This window comes from Pseudomonas sp. DE0157, assembly GCF_007678615.1.
GTDB lineage: Bacteria > Pseudomonadota > Gammaproteobacteria > Pseudomonadales > Pseudomonadaceae > Aquipseudomonas > Aquipseudomonas parafulva_B.
On sequence record NZ_VEJN01000002.1, the window covers coordinates 101,767 to 121,660 of the forward strand.

The 19,894-nt window shown below is 60.4% G+C and carries 12 protein-coding genes and 1 pseudogene; 8 read left to right on the plus strand and 5 right to left on the minus strand.

Going from position 1 to position 19,894, the window contains the following annotated elements; all coding sequences use genetic code 11:
- Nucleotides 1–108 precede the first annotated feature (108 nt).
- Nucleotides 109–3,042 (minus strand): bifunctional [glutamate--ammonia ligase]-adenylyl-L-tyrosine phosphorylase/[glutamate--ammonia-ligase] adenylyltransferase, encoded by a 2,934-nt coding sequence (glnE, locus tag FS777_RS03185; protein ID WP_145253995.1) that lies wholly within the window; start codon nt 3,040–3,042, stop codon nt 109–111.
- 384 nt (nt 3,043–3,426) lie between these two features.
- On the opposite strand from glnE, the gene aceE reads away from it, so the two are divergent.
- From aceE to FS777_RS03215, 5 genes are all read left to right on the plus strand, one after another.
- The gene (gene aceE, locus FS777_RS03195) at nt 3,427–6,072 is read left to right on the plus strand and encodes a pyruvate dehydrogenase (acetyl-transferring), homodimeric type (RefSeq protein WP_058639075.1); all 2,646 of its coding nucleotides are present in this window, start codon (nt 3,427–3,429) and stop codon (nt 6,070–6,072) included.
- 13 nt (nt 6,073–6,085) lie between these two features.
- A complete protein-coding gene (aceF, locus tag FS777_RS03200) occupies nt 6,086–7,735 on the plus strand; it encodes a dihydrolipoyllysine-residue acetyltransferase (RefSeq protein ID WP_058639074.1) in 1,650 nt (549 codons plus the stop codon).
- Nucleotides 7,736–8,058: 323 nt separating this feature from the next.
- Nucleotides 8,059–10,746, plus strand: a complete 2,688-nt coding sequence (locus tag FS777_RS03205) for a bifunctional diguanylate cyclase/phosphodiesterase (RefSeq protein WP_145253998.1) — start codon at nt 8,059–8,061, stop codon at nt 10,744–10,746.
- Nucleotides 10,747–10,897: 151 nt separating this feature from the next.
- Nucleotides 10,898–11,563, plus strand: coding sequence for a peptide-methionine (S)-S-oxide reductase MsrA (gene msrA, locus FS777_RS03210; RefSeq protein WP_058639072.1), 666 nt, complete (start codon nt 10,898–10,900; stop codon nt 11,561–11,563).
- A gap of 2 nt (nt 11,564–11,565) precedes the next feature.
- Entirely contained in the window at nt 11,566–12,189 is a 624-nt protein-coding gene (locus FS777_RS03215) for a glutathione S-transferase (RefSeq protein ID WP_145254001.1), read from the plus strand.
- 52 nt (nt 12,190–12,241) lie between these two features.
- Here FS777_RS03215 and FS777_RS03220 read toward each other — a convergent pair whose 3' ends face one another.
- On the minus strand, nt 12,242–12,742 hold the full coding sequence (locus tag FS777_RS03220; RefSeq protein ID WP_058639070.1) for an ATP-dependent zinc protease: 501 nt from the start codon (nt 12,740–12,742) through the stop codon (nt 12,242–12,244).
- Between the two features lie 182 nt (nt 12,743–12,924).
- Between FS777_RS03220 and FS777_RS03225 the strand changes: the two genes are divergently transcribed.
- The 3 genes from FS777_RS03225 to FS777_RS03235 all read left to right on the plus strand — a co-directional run bounded on the left by FS777_RS03225 (nt 12,925) and on the right by FS777_RS03235 (nt 16,317).
- The gene (locus FS777_RS03225) at nt 12,925–13,806 is read left to right on the plus strand and encodes an acyltransferase (protein ID WP_058639069.1); all 882 of its coding nucleotides are present in this window, start codon (nt 12,925–12,927) and stop codon (nt 13,804–13,806) included.
- A gap of 216 nt (nt 13,807–14,022) precedes the next feature.
- Nucleotides 14,023–15,375 (plus strand): APC family permease, encoded by a 1,353-nt coding sequence (locus FS777_RS03230; protein ID WP_145254004.1) that lies wholly within the window; start codon nt 14,023–14,025, stop codon nt 15,373–15,375.
- A 243-nt stretch (nt 15,376–15,618) separates the two neighbouring features.
- Nucleotides 15,619–16,317, plus strand: coding sequence for an RHS repeat-associated core domain-containing protein (locus FS777_RS03235; RefSeq protein WP_256675152.1), 699 nt, complete (start codon nt 15,619–15,621; stop codon nt 16,315–16,317).
- A gap of 11 nt (nt 16,318–16,328) precedes the next feature.
- Here FS777_RS03235 and FS777_RS03240 read toward each other — a convergent pair.
- The 3 genes and pseudogenes from FS777_RS03240 to fdhA all read right to left on the minus strand — a co-directional run bounded on the left by FS777_RS03240 (nt 16,329) and on the right by fdhA (nt 19,564).
- Nucleotides 16,329–16,904: pseudogene (locus FS777_RS03240) on the minus strand (DUF2780 domain-containing protein).
- A 147-nt stretch (nt 16,905–17,051) separates the two neighbouring features.
- Nucleotides 17,052–18,023 carry an RHS repeat-associated core domain-containing protein gene (locus FS777_RS03245; protein WP_145254006.1) on the minus strand — a complete coding sequence of 324 codons (972 nt, stop codon included), beginning with the start codon at nt 18,021–18,023 and terminating at the stop codon, nt 17,052–17,054.
- A gap of 341 nt (nt 18,024–18,364) precedes the next feature.
- Nucleotides 18,365–19,564, minus strand: coding sequence for a formaldehyde dehydrogenase, glutathione-independent (gene fdhA, locus FS777_RS03250; protein ID WP_023532721.1), 1,200 nt, complete (start codon nt 19,562–19,564; stop codon nt 18,365–18,367).
- Nucleotides 19,565–19,894: the final 330 nt, after the last annotated feature.

A 19,894-nucleotide genomic window follows, 5' to 3' on the forward strand; every position in this document is an offset into this window, starting at 1 on the left:
GGCCTCCCCTCTTTATATTCAGGCTATGTGGCCGACAGTGTAACACCGGGGCTGCTTCACGCCTCAATCGCGGCGGATCCTCACCCTGAGGAGCCGCCTCGACTGGGCTCAGCTCAGGCCGAGCTCGCTCCAGATACGCCGCACCTGGCGGCGCTCATCGGCAAACTGCGCAGCATCGATCACCCCGGCCTGCTTCTGCAGCGCCTGGCGGTGAGAGGCCGAGCGAAATGCCTTGTACACCTCGCGCAGCAACACCGCGTCGGCGGCAGGCATCAGCCCCACTTGCTCCAGCTCTTCAAGAATACGGATGTTATCGGTCCATCGAACCAGGCCCGTGTGGTCATGGGACCAGGCCAAAGCGGCGTATTGCACCATAAATTCGATATCGACGATACCGCCCGCATCCTGCTTGATGTCAAAGGGCATACCCGGCTCGAAGGCGTTGGGTGCGGTGCCGGCGACCGTGGCCTTCGTGCCCAGGCTGGCGCGCATCTTGGCGCGCATTTCACTGACTTCGATACGCAGCTTCTCAAGGTCGCGGGGTTGTCCCAGCACCTGCGCCCGTACTCTCTCGAACGCCTGTCCAACCCGCGGGCAGCCCACCAGCACGCGGGCACGGACCAGTGCCTGGTGCTCCCAGGTCCAGGCCTCGCTTTGCTGGTAGCGCTCGAATGCGCCCAGCGAGCTGACCAACAGGCCCGCGGCGCCTGAGGGCCGTAGACGCATGTCCACGTCATACAGCTGGCCCGAGTTGGTCTGGGTGGTCAGCAGGTGAATGATGCGCTGCCCCAGCCGCGTGAAGAACTGGGCACCGTCGATAGGCTTGGCGCCGTCGGTTTCGGCCTGGGGGTCGCCATCATGGATGAACACCAGGTCCAGGTCCGACCCATGGCCCGTTTCCAGGCCGCCAACCTTGCCGTAGCCGATGATAACGAACCCCGGGTCGCAGGGCATGCCGTCGCTGCCCATCGGTTGGCCGTGGCGGGCAACGGTCTGGCGCCAGGCCAGGGCAAGCACCTGATCGAGGATGGCCTCGGCCAGCCACGTCAGGTAGTCGCTGACCTTCATCAACGGCAGGTTGCCACTGATTTCCGAGGCGGCCACGCGCAAGCTATGCGCCAGCTTGAAATGACGCAGCGCCTCCATTTGTTGTTCCAGGTCATCTTCCGGAATGCGCGTGAGGCGCTCGCGCAATTCGCTGGCCAGCTCCGGTGCCAGGGGCGGGCTGAACAGGCGGCCTTCATTGAGCAACTCATCGAGCAACAACGGGTAGCGTGCGATCTGCTCGGCAATCCATGGACTGGCTGCGCACAGGGTCAGCAGACGGCGCAGGGCACCGGGGTTCTCGGTGAGCAATACCAGGTAGGCAGAGCGCCGGGCCACGGCCTCGACCAGCGGCAGTACTCGCTCAAGCACCAGGTCGGGGTTCTCGTGCTCGACCGCCTGGGCCAGCAATCGCGGAATGAAGGCGTCCAGCCGCTCGCGCCCAAGGCGCTGCATCGAACGCAGCTGCGGGCTGGCACGCAGAGCTGCCAGGCGCCGCAAGGCCTCGCCCGGCAGCTTGAAGCCGGCCTCCTCCAGCTGACGGCCAGCAGCCTCTTCATCCTGGGCCTGCTCCCATAACGGCGACCATTCACCGCCGACCACCAACTCGCTTTCGCTTTCGTCTTCGTCGGGGTCGGCGATGACCTGCCGGAAATGCCAGTCAATGCGCTCACGCCACTGGCCAAGTTGAGCTTGGAAGGCTTGCCAGTCGGCGTAGCCCAGCATGTAGGCGACACGGGCCTGATCGGTTTCGTTCTCCGGCAACATCTGCGTCTGGCGGTCGGCAATGGCCTGGATGGCGTGCTCGGTGTAGCGCAAGAATGCATAACCCTCCCGCAGCTCGGTGACTACGGCAGGGGGCAGGTAGCCTTGGCCTTCCAGGGTAGCCAGCACCTTGAGCAGAGGCCGCTGCTGCAAGCTGAGGTCGCGACCGCCGTGAATCAGCTGGAAGGCCTGGGCGATGAACTCCACTTCGCGAATGCCGCCTGCACCCAGCTTGATGTTGTCCGCCATGCCCTTGCGCCGCACTTCCTGCTGAATCAGCTGCTTCATGGTGCGCAGGGCTTCGATGGCTGAGAAATCCAGGTACCGCCGGTAGACGAACGGGCGCAGCATGTCTTGCAACTGGGCGCCGGCGGCCTGATCGCCTGCCACTACCCGTGCCTTGATCATGGCATAGCGTTCCCAGTCGCGGCCCTGGTCCTGGTAATACTGTTCCAGCGCGTTGAAGCTGAGCACCAGTGCACCGGATGACCCGTAAGGGCGCAGGCGCATGTCGACGCGAAACACGAAGCCATCGACAGTGACCGGGTCCAGGGCCTTGATCAGGCGCTGACCCAGGCGGGTGAAGAACTCCTGGTTGTCCAGCGAGCGTTTCACGCCTTCGGTTTCGCCGCCTTCGGGGAATGCGAAGATCAAGTCGATGTCCGAGGAGAGGTTCAGCTCGCGTGCACCGAGCTTGCCCATGCCCAGCACCACCATGTGTTGTGGGTGGCCGCTGCGGTTGCCGATCGGCGTGCCGAATTGCTGGCAGTGCCGTGGGTACAACCACTGGTAGGCCTCGTCGATGGCGGCATCGGCCAGGTCGGAGAGATCGCGGCAGGTCTCACCGAGATCGGCCTGGCGGGTAATGTCACGCCAGATGATGCGTACCTGCTGGCGGTTGCGCTCGCGACGCAGGTTGCGGGCAAGCTCGTCCTCGCTTTGAGCCGCCTGGGCAACCTTGGCAACATGGCCGCGCAGCTCGCCTGGCCCGTAGCTGCGCTCCAGCTCGCCGCTGCGCATCAGCCCGCAGAGCAGGCCCGGGTCGCGCTGCACCTGGGTCAGCACGAAGTCGCTGACGGCCGCCACCTGGTCGAACTGCCGAGCATGCCACTCGCTCCAACTGCCCAGGTCCAGTTCGGGGTGTGCGGCCACTGCCTCGTGCAGAAACTGTTGGTTGCGCAGGGTCAGTGGTTGAAGAACGGCAGGCAGCTGGCAAGGCAAAGGCAGGCGCATGGGCTATCCTTGATCGGCGTAAAATGGATGAGGAAAGGCGGCCAAGGGAAAGCCGGACCACGGTTGGACTGTCATACAAAAGTTGGAAATAGCTGAAAACATCGAATTCGTGGCATGGAACATCAACAGTTACCCGTTCGTGGAACATTGCCAACCAACATGAACGTTTTTCCTCACAAGCCAGGATGCGACCAAACGTCGCACAAATGTAGTTTTACTACTGTGCCTGTCGCGCAAAAGCATGAAATGCGAAAGCAAATGTAGTAAAACTACACGGCGCCGGACGAAGATCCCGGTAATCCAAGAATTCACGACGTCTGCCCATAAGGCCAGTCGCAATCTCAGGCAATCGATTCTGGTTGCCTTTCCGCCCTGGAGCAAGCCATGCAAGACCTCGATCCAATCGAAACCCAGGAATGGCTGGATGCCCTGGAGTCGGTCCTCGACAAAGAAGGCGAAGACCGCGCTCATTACCTGATGACCCGTATGGGCGAGCTGGCCACCCGCAGTGGCTCCCAGCTGCCATATGCGATCACCACGCCATACCGCAACACCATCCCTGTCACCCACGAAGCACGCATGCCTGGCGACCTGTTCATGGAACGCCGCATTCGCTCGATGGTGCGTTGGAACGCCCTGGCCATGGTCGTGCGCACCAACCTGAAAGACTCGGACCTGGGCGGACACATCTCCAGCTTCGCCTCCAGCGCCACCCTGTACGACATCGGCTTCAACTACTTCTTCCAGGCGCCGACCGAAGAACACGGCGGCGACCTGATCTTCTTCCAGGGCCACGCCTCGCCGGGCATCTACGCCCGCGCCTTCATGGAAGGCCGCATCAGCGAAGAGCAGATGAACAACTTCCGCCAGGAAGTCGATGGCAACGGCCTGTCCTCGTACCCACACCCTTGGCTGATGCCTGACTTCTGGCAGTTCCCGACCGTTTCGATGGGCCTGGGCCCAATCCAGGCCATCTACCAGGCACGCTTCATGAAGTACCTGGAAGCCCGTGGGTTCATTCCGGCAGGCAAGCAGAAAGTCTGGTGCTTCATGGGCGACGGCGAGTGCGACGAGCCCGAATCCTTGGGCGCAATCGCCCTGGCCGGCCGCGAGAAGCTGGACAACCTGATCTTCGTCATCAACTGCAACCTGCAGCGCCTCGACGGCCCGGTTCGCGGCAACGGCAAGATCATCCAGGAACTCGAGGGCGTGTTCCGCGGCGGTGGCTGGAACGTCAACAAAGTGGTCTGGGGTCGCTTCTGGGATCCGCTGCTGGCCAAGGACACCAACGGTGCCCTGCAACGCCGTATGGACGAAGTCATCGACGGCGAGTACCAGAACTACAAGGCCAAAGACGGCGCTTACGTGCGTGAGCACTTCTTCAACACCCCAGAGCTCAAGGCCATGGTCGAAGACCTGTCCGACGACGAGATCTGGAAGCTCAACCGTGGCGGCCACGACCCGTACAAGGTCTATGCAGCCTACCACCAGGCGGTCAACCACAAGGACCAGCCTACCGTCATCCTGGCCAAGACCATCAAGGGTTACGGTACCGGTGCCGGCGAAGCCAAGAACACCGCGCACAACACCAAGAAGGTCGATGTCGACAGCCTGCGTCACTTCCGTGACCGCTTCGATATTCCCGTCAAGGATGCGGACCTGGAGAACCTGCCGTTCTACAAGCCCGAAGAAGGTTCTGCCGAGGCCCGTTACCTGGCCGAGCGCCGTGCAGCCCTGGGCGGCTTCGTGCCACAGCGCCGCGCCAAGAGCTTCAGCGTGCCGACCCCGCCTCTGGAAACCCTCAAGGCGATCCTGGACGGCTCGGGCGACCGCGAAATTTCCACTACCATGGCGTTCGTGCGCATCCTGGCGCAGTTGGTCAAGGACAAGGAAATCGGTCAGCGCATCGTGCCGATCATCCCTGACGAAGCGCGTACTTTCGGCATGGAAGGCATGTTCCGTCAGTTGGGCATCTACTCGTCGGTTGGCCAGCTCTACGAGCCGGTCGACAAGGATCAGGTGATGTTCTACCGCGAGGACAAGAAAGGCCAGATCCTCGAGGAAGGCATCAACGAAGCCGGCGCCATGTCGTCGTTCATCGCTGCCGGTACTTCGTACAGCTGCCACAACCAGCCGATGCTGCCGTTCTACATCTTCTACTCGATGTTCGGCTTCCAGCGTATCGGCGACCTGGCCTGGGCCGCTGGCGACAGCCGTACCCGTGGCTTCCTGATCGGCGGCACCGCCGGCCGTACCACGCTCAACGGCGAAGGCCTGCAGCACGAGGACGGTCACAGCCACATGATGGCCGGTACCATCCCGAACTGCCGCACCTATGATCCGACCTACGGCTACGAGCTGGCGGTGATCATCCAGGACGGCATGAAGAAGATGACCGAAGAACAACAGGACATCTTCTACTACATCACCGTGATGAACGAGTCCTACCAGCAGCCAGCCATTCCGGCAGGTGCCGAAGAAGGCATCATCAAGGGCATGTACCTGCTCGAGGAAGACACTCGCGAAGCCGCACACCACGTGCAGCTGATGGGTTCGGGCACCATCCTGCGCGAAGTGCGCGAAGCGGCGAAGATTCTGCGTGAAGAGTTCAACGTCGGTGCCGACGTGTGGAGCGTCACCAGCTTCAACGAACTGCGTCGCGACGGCCTGGCCGTGGAACGTGCCAACCGCCTCAAGCCTGGCCAGAAGCCACAGCAGACCTACGTCGAGCAGTGCCTGAGCGGCCGCAAGGGGCCAGTCATCGCGTCCACCGACTACATGAAGCTGTTCGCCGAGCAGATCCGCCAGTGGGTGCCGAGCAAAGAGTTCAAGGTCCTGGGTACCGACGGTTACGGTCGCAGCGACAGCCGCAAGAAGCTGCGTCACTTCTTCGAAGTAGACCGTCACTTCGTGGTACTGGCTGCCCTGGAAGCGCTGGCTGACCGTGGCGAGATCGAACCCAAGGTTGTGGCTGACGCCATCGTCAAGTTCGGCATCGACCCGGACAAGCGCAACCCATTGGACTGCTGAGGAGTATTTTTAAGTGAGCGAACTCATTCGCGTACCTGACATCGGCAGCGGTGAAGGTGAAATCATCGAGCTGTTCGTCAAGGTCGGTGATCGTATCGAGGCTGACCAAAGCCTGCTGACCCTGGAGTCCGACAAGGCCTCCATGGAGATTCCGGCGCCAAAGGCCGGCATCGTCAAGGAACTGAAAGTCAAGCTGGGTGATCGCCTGAAAGAAGGCGACGAACTCCTGGTTCTGGAAGCCGAGGGTGCCGCTGATGCGGCCCCTGAGGCACCTGCGGCCGAGCAGCAGCCCGCACAGGCCGAAGCGGCCGCACCGGCACCTGCTGCCGAGGCAGCGCCAGCACAAGCTGCCGCCCCGGCTGCCGCTAGCGTGCAGGACATCCACGTGCCTGACATTGGCTCGTCGGGTAAGGCCAAGATCATCGAAGTGCTGGTCAAGGCAGGCGATACCGTCGAAGCCGATCAGTCGCTGATCACCCTGGAGTCCGACAAGGCCTCCATGGAAATCCCTTCGCCTGCCGCTGGCGTGGTCAAGGAAGTCATTGCCAAGCTTGATGACGAAGTGGGCACCGGCGACCTGATCCTCAAGCTGGAAATTGCAGGTGCAGCGCCTGCCCCAGCGCAGGCTCCAGCCGCCGCTGCACCGGCCAAGACCGAAGCCGCACCCGCCGCTGCCCCTGCCGCTGCTGCCCCGGCTGCCGCTGCGCCTGCGCCAGCTGCAACCGCCCCGGCTGCCGGCAACAACGCCAAGGTGCATGCCGGCCCAGCCGTGCGTCAGCTGGCCCGTGAGTTCGGCGTAGAGCTCGGTGCCGTGGCAGCGACCGGCCCACACGGCCGCATCCTGAAAGAAGACGTGCAGGTTTACGTCAAGGCCATGATGCAGAAGGCCAAGGAAGCGCCGGCAGCTGCCGGTGCAACCGGCGGCGCTGGCATTCCGCCAATTCCGGTAGTCGATTTCAGCAAGTTCGGTGAAGTCGAAGAAGTGGCCATGACCCGCCTGATGCAGGTCGGTGCTGCCAACCTGCACCGCAGCTGGCTGAACGTGCCGCACGTGACCCAGTTCGACTCGGCTGACATCACTGAGCTCGAAGCCTTCCGGGTTGCCCAGAAAGCCGTCGCAGAAAAGGCCGGCGTCAAGCTGACCGTCCTGCCGCTGCTGCTCAAGGCCTGCGCCTTCCTGCTCAAGGAACTGCCAGACTTCAACAGCTCGCTGGCACCAAGCGGCAAAGCGGTCATCCGCAAGAAATACGTGCACATCGGTTTTGCCGTGGACACGCCCGATGGCCTGCTGGTACCGGTAATCAAGAACGTCGACCAGAAGAGCCTGCTGCAGCTTGCTGCCGAAGCGGCTGCCCTGGCCGAGAAGGCGCGCACCAAGAAGCTGTCGGCGGACGAGATGCAGGGCGCCTGCTTCACCATCTCCAGCCTTGGTCACATTGGCGGCACCGGCTTCACGCCGATCGTCAACGCCCCCGAGGTGGCCATCCTGGGCGTCTCCAAGGCGACCATGCAGCCTGTCTGGGACGGCAAGGCCTTCCAGCCCAAGCTGATGCTGCCGCTGTCGCTGTCGTACGATCACCGTGTGATCAACGGCGCCGCCGCTGCGCGCTTCACCAAGCGTCTGGGCGATGTGCTGGGCGATATCCGCACCATGCTGCTGTAAAGCAGCGCACTGCCCCTCCTGGTGAGGGGCAGCTTCTTTTTCGAGCTGCCACGCTCGTACCTCAACCCCGTCGATTGACGGGGCTTTTTTTGCCTGGAGCAAAGTAGGCGCTGAGCGGGAACAGGATGGTCCCGGCGCACGGCCGCGTTGCCGAGCATCGCTGCAAACCCGCACTGAACAGCCGTCCTACAGATTTCGTGGTGTCGGCCGATAACCCTGTTACAGCTTCGTACATGGCCGCTTGCCAGCTATAGGGACATGATGCAACCTTGCCAGATTCGACGCGGTCCAACGGGCGCGTTCCCTCTTCAAGCGAGTCTTCGATGAAAAGCCAACCCGATGCTGGCAACCGTGTGACGGGCGAGGTCGTCACGCAGTTACCCGTGCCCTCGCGGTTGGGCATGCTGCGCTTCGAAAGGCTCAACGAAGCCAGTTGGTCGCTGCTCTACCTGGACCCAGCCTGCGAGCGCCAGTTCGGCGTTCATGCCAGTGACCTCTGCGCGCTGGTCGATGCCCCTTACGCCAGCCTCATGGAACCCGAGGCCCGCTACCGACTTCATGACGACATCCAGCTGCAACTGTCGCAACGCGGCTATTACCGCGTGCGCTACACCCTGCACACGCCAGGCGCCTGCGTGCGCATGCTGGAGGTCGGCGAAGTTTTCAAACAGCATGCCCGCCAGTTGTTATGTGGTTACCTGAGCGTACTCGACGATCACCCGGAAGACACGGGCGAGACCGCCAGTGACCTGGAATCACGCAACAACCGCCTGCAGTTGGCCCTGCAACTGAACCAGCGTGCCCAGCGTGAGCAGCTCGAGCACCTGGAGCGCGTGCGCAGCCAGCAGGACCTCATCCTGCGCCTGGCCCGTCAACGCTACAGCGCCGAGAACTCGTTGCTCGAAGCCGCCGAACTGATCACCCGTAGCGCTTGTGAGATCTACAAGATCGACTGCGCCGGTATCTGGCACTTGGAAGGCCAACGGCTTGAGCCGATCACCGCCTGGTACAGCGACGTGCAAGCGCACCGCCAGCCCGAAGCCATCGATGCCAGCCATTTCCCGGACTACCTCGAGGCCCTGCATGCCAGCCGTGCGATCGACGCGCACAACGCCGGGCACGATCCCCGTACACGTGCATTAATGCAGAGCCTGGGGCCTGGCAACAAGGCGATGCTCGATGCCAGCATCCGCGTCGACGGACAGGTGGTGGGCGTCTTGTGCCTGGAACAGGCCGGCCAGCCACGCGCCTGGCAGTCCGATGAGATCGCCTTTGCCGGTGAGCTGGCCGACCAGTTCGCCCAGGTCATCACCAACCACAACCGCCGTGCGGCGGCCAGTGCGCTGCACCTGTTCCAACGCGCCGTGGAGCAGAGCGCCAGCGCCTTCCTGCTGGTGAACCGGGATGGGCAGGTTGAGTATGTGAACCCAAGCTTCACCGCCATCACCCAATACAGCACCGAGGAAGTGCAAGGGCGTCACCTGGGTGAATTGCCCGCCCTGGAGAACCTCAACGAGCTGCTGTTCGACTCGCCTTCGAGCCTGGCCATGGGTAACAGCTGGCAGGGCGAATTCAAGAGCCGGCGCAAGAACCTGGAGCCCTACTGGGGGCAGCTGTCGATTTCCAAGGTGTATGGTGACAACCGCGAGCTGACCCACTACATCGGCATCTACGAAGATGTCACCCAGAGCAAGCTTGCGCAGCAGCGCATCGAGCGGCTGGCCTACACCGACAACCTGACCAACCTGGGTAACCGTCCGGCGTTCATCCGCAGCCTGGACGAATGCTTCGCCCGGGATGTGCAGAATCCGATGTGCCTGCTGCTGGTGGACATCGACAACTTCAAGCGCATCAACGACAGCCTGGGCCATCATACGGGCGACAAGTTGCTTATCAGCCTGGCCAGGCGCCTGCGCAACAGCCTGCATGCCGGCGGCATCCTGGCCCGATTTGCCAGCAACGAGTTTGCCGTGTTGCTCGACGACACCAGCCTGGAGGCCGGCCAGGGGGTTGCCCAACAACTGTTGCGCACCCTCGACAAACCAATGTTCGTCGACAACCAGCTGATCAATGTCACTGCATCGGTGGGCCTGGCCAGCGCTCCCCAGCATGGTGCCGACCCCACCAGCCTGATGAAAAACGCCGGGTTGGCACTGCACAAGGCCAAGGCCAACGGCAAGCACCAGGTGCAGGTATTCACTGAGGTCCTCAACGCCGAAGCCAGCTACAAACTGTTCGTCGAGAACAACCTGCGCCGCGCATTGACCCAGAACGAGCTGGAGGTGTTCTATCAGCCCAAGCTGTGCCTGCGCAGCGGCCGGCTGCTGGGCTTGGAAGCCCTGCTGCGCTGGAACCATCCCGAACGGGGCATGATCCGCCCTGACCAGTTCATCAGCGTGGCCGAAGAAACCGGTCTGATCATTCCCATCGGCAAATGGGTGGTGCGCCAGTCGTGCCGCATGAGCAACGATCTGCGTGCAGCAGGGCTTGGCAACCTGCACGTTGCGATCAACCTGTCGCCCAAGCAGTTTTCCGACCCTGATCTGGTCGCCTCGATCAGTAGCATCATCGGGGAAGAAGGCTTGCCTGCGCACCAACTGGAGCTGGAGCTGACCGAAGGGTTGCTGCTCGAAGCCAGTGAAGACACCCATCGGCAACTCGACGAGCTCAAGGCATTGGGCCTGACCCTGGCCATGGATGACTTCGGCACCGGTTACTCCTCGCTGAGCTACCTGAAGAAGTTTCCGATCGACATCCTCAAGATCGACCGCAGCTTCATCAAGGACATCCCCGACAACCAGGACGACATGGAAATCACCTCGGCGGTGATCGCCATGGCCCATAACCTCAAGCTGAAGGTGGTGGCCGAGGGCATTGAAACTCCTGCGCAGCTGGGTTTCCTGCGTCGACACCGGTGTGACATCGGGCAGGGCTATCTGTTTGACCGGCCTATCCCGGGGCGAGAGCTGGCAGAGCGCCTGCAACGCTACCCGCGAGGCCCAGCCGCCTGACAGCAGCGCAAACCTCGGGCACACTAGAAACCATTCGGGCTGCATCGCAGGCAGGTCCGTCCTCACAGATCGCGCAGGTCATGTGATCGGGAACGGACTTGGCGGCGATGGCCCTGACGCTATCCAACTGAATAGACACAGAGGAACGGCCATGGTCCTGCGTTCGGAAATACTGGTGAACAAAAATGTCATGCCTACTGCGGAGCAGGCCCTGCCCGGCCGCGAAACGCCGATGAGCCTGCCCGAGTTCCACTACGTGTTCAAGGAGACGCCGCTGCTTGGGCCATTCTTCGAGGACGTGGATTTCGCGATTTTCGGCCTGGGGTGTTTCTGGGGCGCGGAACGCCGATTCTGGCAGCGTGAGGGGGTGGTCAGTACCGTTGTGGGTTATGCCGGCGGCTTTACGCCGAACCCTACCTACGAAGAGGTCTGCTCAGGCCTGACCGGGCACACCGAAGTGGTGCTGGTGGTCTTCGACAAGAGCAAAGTGAGCTACGGTGAACTGCTGACCATGTTCTGGGAACTGCACAACCCGACCCAGGGCATGCGCCAGGGCAACGATGTCGGCACGCAGTACCGCTCGGCCATCTACTGCACCAGCCCCGAACAGTTGGAACAAGCCAAGGCCAGCCGCGACGCTTTCCAGGCCGAACTGAGCAAGGCTGGCTTCGGCGAAATCACCACTGAAATCGACCAGGCACCGACGGTGTACTTCGCCGAGGCCTACCACCAGCAGTACCTGGCCAAGAACCCGGACGGCTACTGCGGTATCGGCGGCACGGGCGTGTGCATGCCGGCCAGTTTGCAAGGAAACTGAGCATGAGCACCATGACCCTGTTCCACTCGCCCCTGTCGCCATTCGTACGCAAGGTCATGGTGGTGTTGCACGAGACCGGCCAACTGGACCGAGTGGCACTTGAGCCTGTGAACATCAGCCCGGTCAACGGGGACGAGCTGCTCAACGCCGGCAATCCGATTGGCAAGATTCCGGCGTTGCGCCTTGCAGACGGTACCGTGCTGCACGACAGCCGGGTGATCTGCGAGTACCTGGATCAGCAACATGTGGGGTTGCCGCTGCTGCCCCGTGAAGGCTCTGCTCGCTGGCGACGCATGACGCTGGCCTCCCAGGCGGATGCCATTCTGGATGCGGCCGTCTCGAGCCGCTACGAAACGTTCGTGCGGCCGGTCGAGAAACGTTGGGACGGGTGGCTGGAGGCGCAGGGTGACAAGATCCGCCGCAGCCTGGCCAACCTTGAGCAAGCCCACTTGGCGGAGCTTATGTCGGGGTTTGACTTGGCAGCGATCGGCGTGGCTTGCGCGTTGGGTTACCTGGACTTGCGTCAGCCGGCGTTCGGGTGGCGTGAGCGCCAGCCTGGACTGGCGGCTTGGTATGCCGAGGTGAGCAAGCGGCCTTCGATGGTGGCAACGGCACCGGATGCCTGACAGACGGGCCAGTGGAGCGGCCTCACCGATGCGCCTGCTCAGGCAACGATGATCAGCAGTCAGGCTCGCCAGCGGTGAATCGTTTTGCCGGATTCACCGCGCCCTTGAACTCACGCAGCGCCTTGGCACCCACCAGCAGCGGGTAGTTGAAGTTGCTGCGATCCACCAAGTTGACCTCCACGGTTCGCTTCACGTCTCCCAGGCACAGTTCCAGGTCTACCACCGGGCGCTTGGCACTCTCGGGTGTATCGCCCTCATCCTCGTCATCGGCACGGCCCTTGATCTTGCTGATACGCGAGACTTGGTGCTCGTAAACCTTGCCGTCGGCATCCTTGGTCGCCAGGCGGAAACGTACCCACTCCTGCCCATGGCGGGTGAACAACTCGATGTCCTTGGCCGACAGCGACGCCGTATAGGCGCCAGTATCCATCTTGGCCTTGAGCGTCTGGCCAATCTCCGGCAGCGCGATATTCTCGTAGCGCCCGTACAGCGTAGGTTCGGCGGCCACCACCGGTAGCGTCAACAACGTCAGCACGGCAAACAGTGATTTCACAAGCAAGGTTCCTTGATCGATTTACGGATTAGACCGCACAAGCAGCCCAGGTTCGCGGTCCAAAGCCTAACCAACATAATGTGAAACATTTGTCCGTGCCGCCGGGCATTGGAGGTTTGGCGTAGTCCGCAAGCCTGCTTATCATTGCCGATCGTTATGGTTCTGACAGAAAGAGTCTCCTTATGCGTCGCGTGCTGACCGGCATACTTACAGCCACCTTGCTGCTGCTCAACACCTTGGTGTTGATCGGGCCCCTGCTGGTGTTCGCCTTGTTCAAACTGGTGCTGCCTGGCCGTGGGCGCGACCGTGCATCAGGAGCCGTGATGTGGGTGGCCGAAACCTGGTCGGAAATCGACAAAGCCATCTTTGCCTTGTGCACACCCACCCAATGGGACATTCGCGGTATCGAAAACCTGCGTCGTGACACCTCGTACCTTGCAATGAGCAATCACCAGAGCTGGGTGGACATTCCCGCCTTGATCGAGAGCCTCAACCGGCGTACCCCCTTCTTCAAGTTCTTCCTGAAAAAGGAATTGATCTGGGTGCCGCTGCTGGGCCTGGCGTGGTGGGGCCTGGACTATCCGTTCATGAAGCGCTACAGCAAGGCCTTTCTGGAGAAGCACCCCGAGCTCAAGGGCAAGGATCTGGAAATCACCAAGGCTGCCTGCGAGCTGTTCAAGCGCCAACCGGTGACCGTGGTCAATTACCTGGAAGGCACCCGCTTCACCGAGGCCAAGCGCCAGGCGCAACACTCACCTTACCGCCATCTGCTAAAGCCCAAGGCCGGTGGCGTGGCGTTCGTGCTCGCAGCGCTGGGTGAGCAGCTCGATGCGCTGCTGGACGTCACCATCGTGTACCCCGGCGACAAGGCGCCAGGTTTCTGGGACTTGCTCAATGGCAGTGTCAGCCGGGTAATTATCGACATTCAGGTGCGCGAGCTCGACCCAGCGCTGTGGGCGGGCGATTACGAAAGCGATCCTGTTTTCCGTCAGACAGTGCAGGCGTGGGTGAACCAGCTGTGGCTGGAAAAGGATGAGCGGATCGGGCGGTTGCGTTGGGAATGAATGCACTTTGTTGCTTCTGTGGCTCTAGCGCCGGCAAGCCGGGGCCTGAAGGATCATGACAGCCATCGGACATTAAGGCGGCCGGGCTACTTGACGCTGGAACAGCCTGCCAATGCCCGCCAAGTTTTTTTTCGGCCTCCTGATACTTCTTGTCACACACCCCTTTTGTGGATAAAGATCGATCACAGACAACTACAAAAAACTCTGGATCGATCGATGACCCAACCATCAAGCTCAGCCCCACCCCAACTCCGTCGAGTTCTGGGCCTCCCTGCCCTGGTATTCTTCGGCCTTGTGTACATGGTCCCGCTGACCATTTTCACCACCTACGGCATCGTCACCGAGCTTACCGGTGGCCGCACGTCAGGCGCCTATCTGATCACGCTGATGGCCATGCTGTTCACAGCCGCGTCCTACAGTTTCATGGTCAAACGCTTCCCGGTCGCGGGTTCGGCCTACTCCTACACCCACATGGCTTTCGGCCAGAACACAGGCTTTCTGGCGGGCTGGTCGCTGCTGCTCGACTACCTGTTCCTGCCGATGATCAACTACCTGCTCATCGGCCTGTTCCTGAATATCGCCTTCCCAGCAGTGCCGGCTTGGGCTTTCGTACTCGCCTGCATCGCTTTGGTGACCGTCCTCAACGTGCTCGGTATCAGCTCGGTGGCCAAGACCAGCAACCTGATCGTGGGCGCGCAAATCGTCTTCATTGGGGTGTTCATCGCGCTGTCCTGGCAGACCCTCAACCACGGCCAGCCCATCGACTGGCTGGCGCCGCTGCACGGTGACGGTAGCGCACCTGGCTTTGGTCCGATGATGGCAGGCGCGGCAGTGCTATGCCTGTCCTTCCTGGGGTTCGATGCCGTCTCCACCCTCGCCGAGGAAAGCCGCGATGCTCGGCGTGACGTGCCTCGGGCAATCATCCTCACCACGCTGTTCGCCGGCCTGCTGTTCACCGTGCTGGCCTATGTGAGCCAACTGGTGCTGCCAGGCAGCACCTTCGCCAATGCCGATGCTGCTGCGAATGAGGTCATGCTCAAGGCAGGCGGGCAGTTCCTGGCCAACTTCTTCACTGCCGCTTATGTCGCCGGTAGCCTCGGCTCGGCCTTGGCATCGCAGGCCGCAGTGTCGCGCATTCTCTACACCATGGGCCGTGACCGGGTGCTGCCGCAGCGCACCTTCGGTCACCTGTCGCCACGCCTCGGTACACCGGTATTCGCCATCGTGGTGGTGTCGGCGTTCTCACTGCTGGCGCTGGTGATCGACTTGTCCACCCTGGCCTCGCTGATCAGCTTCGGCGCCTTGGTGGCGTTCTCGGCGGTGAACCTGGCGGTGGTGAAGACGCATCTGATGGACGATGCAAGCCTGCGCACTGCGAAAGGGCTATTGAGCTATGGCGTAGTGCCACTGGTGGGCTTGGGATTGACGCTGTGGCTGTGGACCAGTCTGTCGGCGCTGACCTTGGTGATTGGCCTGTGCTGGTTTGCGCTGGGGCTGGCATACCTGGCAGTGCTGACCGCCGGCTTCCGCCGCCCGGTGCGCTTGGTGGACTTCACCGAGGCTGCCTGACCCAATCATCTCGCGGCCTGCGCGGCCCCTTGAGCGGCCTTGCCGGGGCGCCGGACCGGTCGGAAAGGGCCGCGTAGCTGTCCTGGCAATCTCCGAGGCGAAGCTGAAATTCCGGAGCCGCTACGCCAGGGCAGCTCCCCTGAAGTAGTCTGAAGCCAGCGGCGTGCACTAGTAATTCTGCTAGTTGTACCTGGCCTCGAAAGCGCCAAGACTCAGGCTTACCGACTTGCAAGGCCAAACCCTGTGTCAACAACGCTGCCTGCCTATTGCCCTTATGGGTACCACCAAAATCAAGCAAGCCCTGCATCTATGCTTGGCTTCAATGGTGAGCGATACGACCCGTTTACTTATGGGTATGCCTTGGGTCAAGGCTACCGTTGCTACAGCCCGACATTGATGCGTTTCCAAGGGCCAGACGACCTCAGTCCGTTTCTAGAAGGAGGGTTTAATACCTATATTTATTGCAAGGGTGATCCCGTTAATTACCAAGACGACTCAGGGCGTGCTCCGACGCCCGCGCAACTGACTGCGGCCATCAATAAGCTGAAGCCTGTTTCATCGGCCCGTGCCGAACAGCAAATCTTTACCAAAACAAATAGGCACCACGAGCAACCCGCCGCCCGTGCGATTAAAATGAAGCAGAAGGCAAAAAGCGTGAGTTTTGCGGAAGACACCATCTTTGAAAGGAACCGCTCTGCTCATTACAGGGAGTACCAAGAGCGAAAAAAACTTATCAACGAAATGAATCGGCTTCATACATTCAATGAGGAACTGAATAACGACCTCAATCAACTCTGGAGCCCTGTCACTCGAAGCAACTATCGAGCGTATAACCTCTTACCCGATTATCGGCGCCGGCTTGAGTCGATCAATCACAGCCTCCGTAAAGTGCAGTTGAAAAAGGAAGCAATCCAGTTACGCCTGCAACAAATCCGGCGATAAAGCACGCTATTTCACACCGACGGAGTGGCTGCCGCTGCTGGCATAGTCCATAGACTACCCAGATTCTGCAACAACGACCCGGCAATCCCCTGCTGCCCCAGGTACTGCAGAATCAACGGCGCAAACTTCCCGATCATCCCGGTATCCATCCCCAGCGCTTTGAACGCATTGTCCAGGTCGCTCCGGCTCTGCACATCGTAGCCCAACGCCTTGTTCAAGGCGGACTGGCTGCCCTTGTCATTGCCCAGCAATTCACCCAGCCCGCTCAACCCGCCCAGGGCATTGGCGCCCGACAGCAGGTCCAGGCGCGGCATGACCTTGGTCAACTGGCCATAGTCGTCGCTGCTCAGGTTGTTACGCGCCAGCCCCAGCATCGCCCCTGCCCCGCCCACGGCCTGCTCGGGGGTGATATTCAACTGGCTGCCCAGCGTGTTGAGCAGGTTGGCCTGCCCTTCAGGCGCCTACACCTGGCTTTGTTGCTGCGGGTTCTGCATGGCGGGGACGGCGTTGGCAGCGTCGCTGAGGTTGAAGGCGAACACAGGGCTTGCGGCCAGGGTTGCCAGGGTTGCCAGGGTCAATGCTTTCATCGGGAGTGACCTCATTGGCCGGGATGGTCTGGGAAACGAGGGGTTTAACTCGTGGTTCTGGCGTTCGTTCCGAACCGGCTATCGATACTCAATCGTCGGCCCCCGTCGTAAGCATTGGGATTTGAAGAACGAAATGACAGCGCACAGTCAACTCGCCCCCCTCAACCTTGCGTTAAACATTTGGACGTCGCGTGCCATTTGATCTTCCAGAGTTATAAACCTGTCGAAATCCGAAGCTGGACCCGCGGTTGAAACCCTCGTAAACCTGAGTAAATGGTGCGCAGGCCTCTCAATCCTCAATTCGTTTATACCTTTACTCCGCACCAACCCTCGCGCAGAATTATCCTTAACCTTAGCAAAATCAACTGTACTTACAGCCAATACAGTACCTTTCTTCTTCAGGGCTGCATAGCGATCAGCATTGCCGAACGTATCGGTCAAAAAAAATGTACCCGTCTTACTTTCAACACCCTTCTTCAAAATTTTCTTTGCCGCAGTACCACTTGTCCCATGATAGCCAACAAAAGTTTCTTGAACCGCCTGGCTTTTCCCAGGCTTCCGAGAAGAACGGAATGGTTTACTCAAGAAATTCCATACGGATCCAATTCGAAAGTGCCCTGATGGATCGGAAAAATTCACTGGATCACCCACGCAGTACATATACGAACTCAGCCATCCCTTACCAAAAGGACTCAAGCTATCCGAACTGCCAAATCGCATCAGGCTTGGGATATACACGCGACAACCATTCCCTAGCAGGTAACAGCCAGCACGCTGTTCAAACATTTGCCCATTAAATCCAATTAAAGTATCCATTAAGCGCTCGGAAGATGCATAACCATAAGGCGCATAAGCGACATCTAATCCCGCACCATGTTTCAATACACGTGAAACTGATAGTTTTGCATCTTGACAAATCATTCCTACATCGTAGCGATTGTCATGGGCGTGGAGTTGAGCAAGCAAACCATGCTCTGTTCTAAAAATTGACTGCTGTTTCGAGCCTTGAATGTGGGTATGCAGATTATTACCCTGGTAAAAATGTCGGGCGGATGTGACCGTCAACCTGCTGTCACGTTTCCCAGACATCCCTTGTTCGTACACAGATGCAGATGACATAAAAGCACCTCCAATAGCACGATCACCTCAGCCTATACACTAGCTCAATTCAGGAGAGGTCATCTACCAGCAAAAATGTCAGGTCAAAGCGTAATCCCCGCGTGCTCGGAAATGCTTCGGAGAAAGGCCGGAAAGCCATATCGTTCAAAAAGCAATTGTTAGTTTTTCTAGTAGCAAGAACGAAACAAATCAATTTAGTGTAATTATATTTACTAAAATTCGCCGTCTCACTACCGGGCGCCACAAAACAAACTCGATGTATTGGAGTGCGGGCTTTGAGGCCAATGACACAGCCATGAAAAAGCCCCTCGGTTAGAGGGGCTCTTGTAAAGCGATGTTTGTTACGCCGCCCCCCACATCTTATGCGGGTCAATCACAAACTTCTTCGGCACGCCCGCATCAAACTCGCCATACCCTTCTGGCGCCTGATCCAGGTTAATCACCTGCACGCCCACCACTTCGGCAATGTTGATGCGGTCCCACATGATTGCCTGCATCAGCTGGCGGTTGTACTTCATGGTCGGAGTCTGGCCGGTGTGGAAGCTGTGCGACTTGGCCCAGCCCAAGCCGAAGCGGATGCTCAGTGCACCGATTTTGGCAGCAGCGTCCACCGCACCCGGGTCTTCGGTCACGTACAGGCCCGGAATACCGATCTGCCCAGCCACACGGGTCACCTGCATCAGCGAGTTCAATACAGTTGCCGGCGCCTCGTGCTTGGCGCCTTCATGGCCATGACCGCGAGCTTCGAAGCCTACGGCATCGACGGCGCAATCCACTTCCGGCTCGCCGAGAATGTCCACGATCTGTTCGTGAAGCGGCGTGTCCTTGGACAGGTCGACCACTTCGAAACCCTGGGACTTGGCGTGGGCCAGGCGCGCAGGGTTCAGGTCACCGACGATGACGCAGGCGGCGCCCAGCAGGCGGGCCGAAGCGGCAGCAGCCAGGCCTACAGGGCCAGCACCGGCTACGTAGACGGTGCTGCCAGGGCCGACCCCAGCGGTCACCGCACCGTGGTAGCCGGTCGGCAGAATATCGGACAGGCAGGTCAGGTCACGGATCTTCTCCATGGCCTTGTCGCGTTCTGGCAGTTTCAACAGGTTGAAGTCAGCGTACGGCACCAGCACGTATTCGGCCTGGCCGCCCGTCCAGTCACCCATGTCGACATAACCGTAGGCACCACCAGCACGGGCCGGGTTGACGGTCAGGCAGACGCCCGTATGCATTTCCTTGCAGGAGCGGCAGCGACCACAGGCGACGTTGAACGGTACCGAGACCAGATCGCCGATCTGCATGCGCTCGACGTCACTGCCCTTCTCGACAATTTCGCCGGTGATTTCGTGGCCCAGCACCAGACCGACCTGGGCCGTGGTACGGCCTCGGACCATGTGCTGGTCGGAACCGCAGATGTTGGTGGAAACCACCTTGAGGATCACGCCGTGCTCGATCTTCTTGCCGCGTGGGTCTTGCATTTTCGGGTAGTCGATTTTCTGCACCTCGACCTTGCCCGCGCCGAGATACACCACTCCACGATTGCCAGACATGCTCTTACCTCGCTTTATTTGTATTTATGCAGCGGTGGTGAACGCGCCGCCATCCATGGGCGGCATGTGTTACTGGATGGGGGAATTGTGGGCTCGATGGGCGATGTCACAGTGACTGGTTGCGACAGGGGTATGCCTGTTAGCGGCGCCTACCGCCTGGAGGGTGAGCGGTCGCAGCCAAGCCGCTACCTGACATTTATTTATATGCAGCCAGCGGTGGTGAACGCGTCACCCTCCATGGGCAGCCCGTGTCATTGAAATGTAGGGGTGGTGGGCGTGTTAAGCCGCTGTGCGGTGACTGGAGACAGCAGGGGGATACTTTTTCACCGT

Coding starts and splice junctions, on each gene's coding strand:
- glnE (WP_145253995.1), bottom strand. CDS start 3,042: ATGCGCCTGCCTTTGCCTTGCCAGCTGCCTGCCGTTCTTCAACCACTG.
- aceE (WP_058639075.1), top strand. CDS start 3,427: ATGCAAGACCTCGATCCAATCGAAACCCAGGAATGGCTGGATGCCCTG.
- FS777_RS03205 (WP_145253998.1), top strand. CDS start 8,059: ATGAAAAGCCAACCCGATGCTGGCAACCGTGTGACGGGCGAGGTCGTC.
- msrA (WP_058639072.1), top strand. CDS start 10,898: ATGGTCCTGCGTTCGGAAATACTGGTGAACAAAAATGTCATGCCTACT.
- FS777_RS03215 (WP_145254001.1), top strand. CDS start 11,566: ATGAGCACCATGACCCTGTTCCACTCGCCCCTGTCGCCATTCGTACGC.
- FS777_RS03225 (WP_058639069.1), top strand. CDS start 12,925: ATGCGTCGCGTGCTGACCGGCATACTTACAGCCACCTTGCTGCTGCTC.
- FS777_RS03230 (WP_145254004.1), top strand. CDS start 14,023: ATGACCCAACCATCAAGCTCAGCCCCACCCCAACTCCGTCGAGTTCTG.
- FS777_RS03245 (WP_145254006.1), bottom strand. CDS start 18,023: ATGTCATCTGCATCTGTGTACGAACAAGGGATGTCTGGGAAACGTGAC.
- fdhA (WP_023532721.1), bottom strand. CDS start 19,564: ATGTCTGGCAATCGTGGAGTGGTGTATCTCGGCGCGGGCAAGGTCGAG.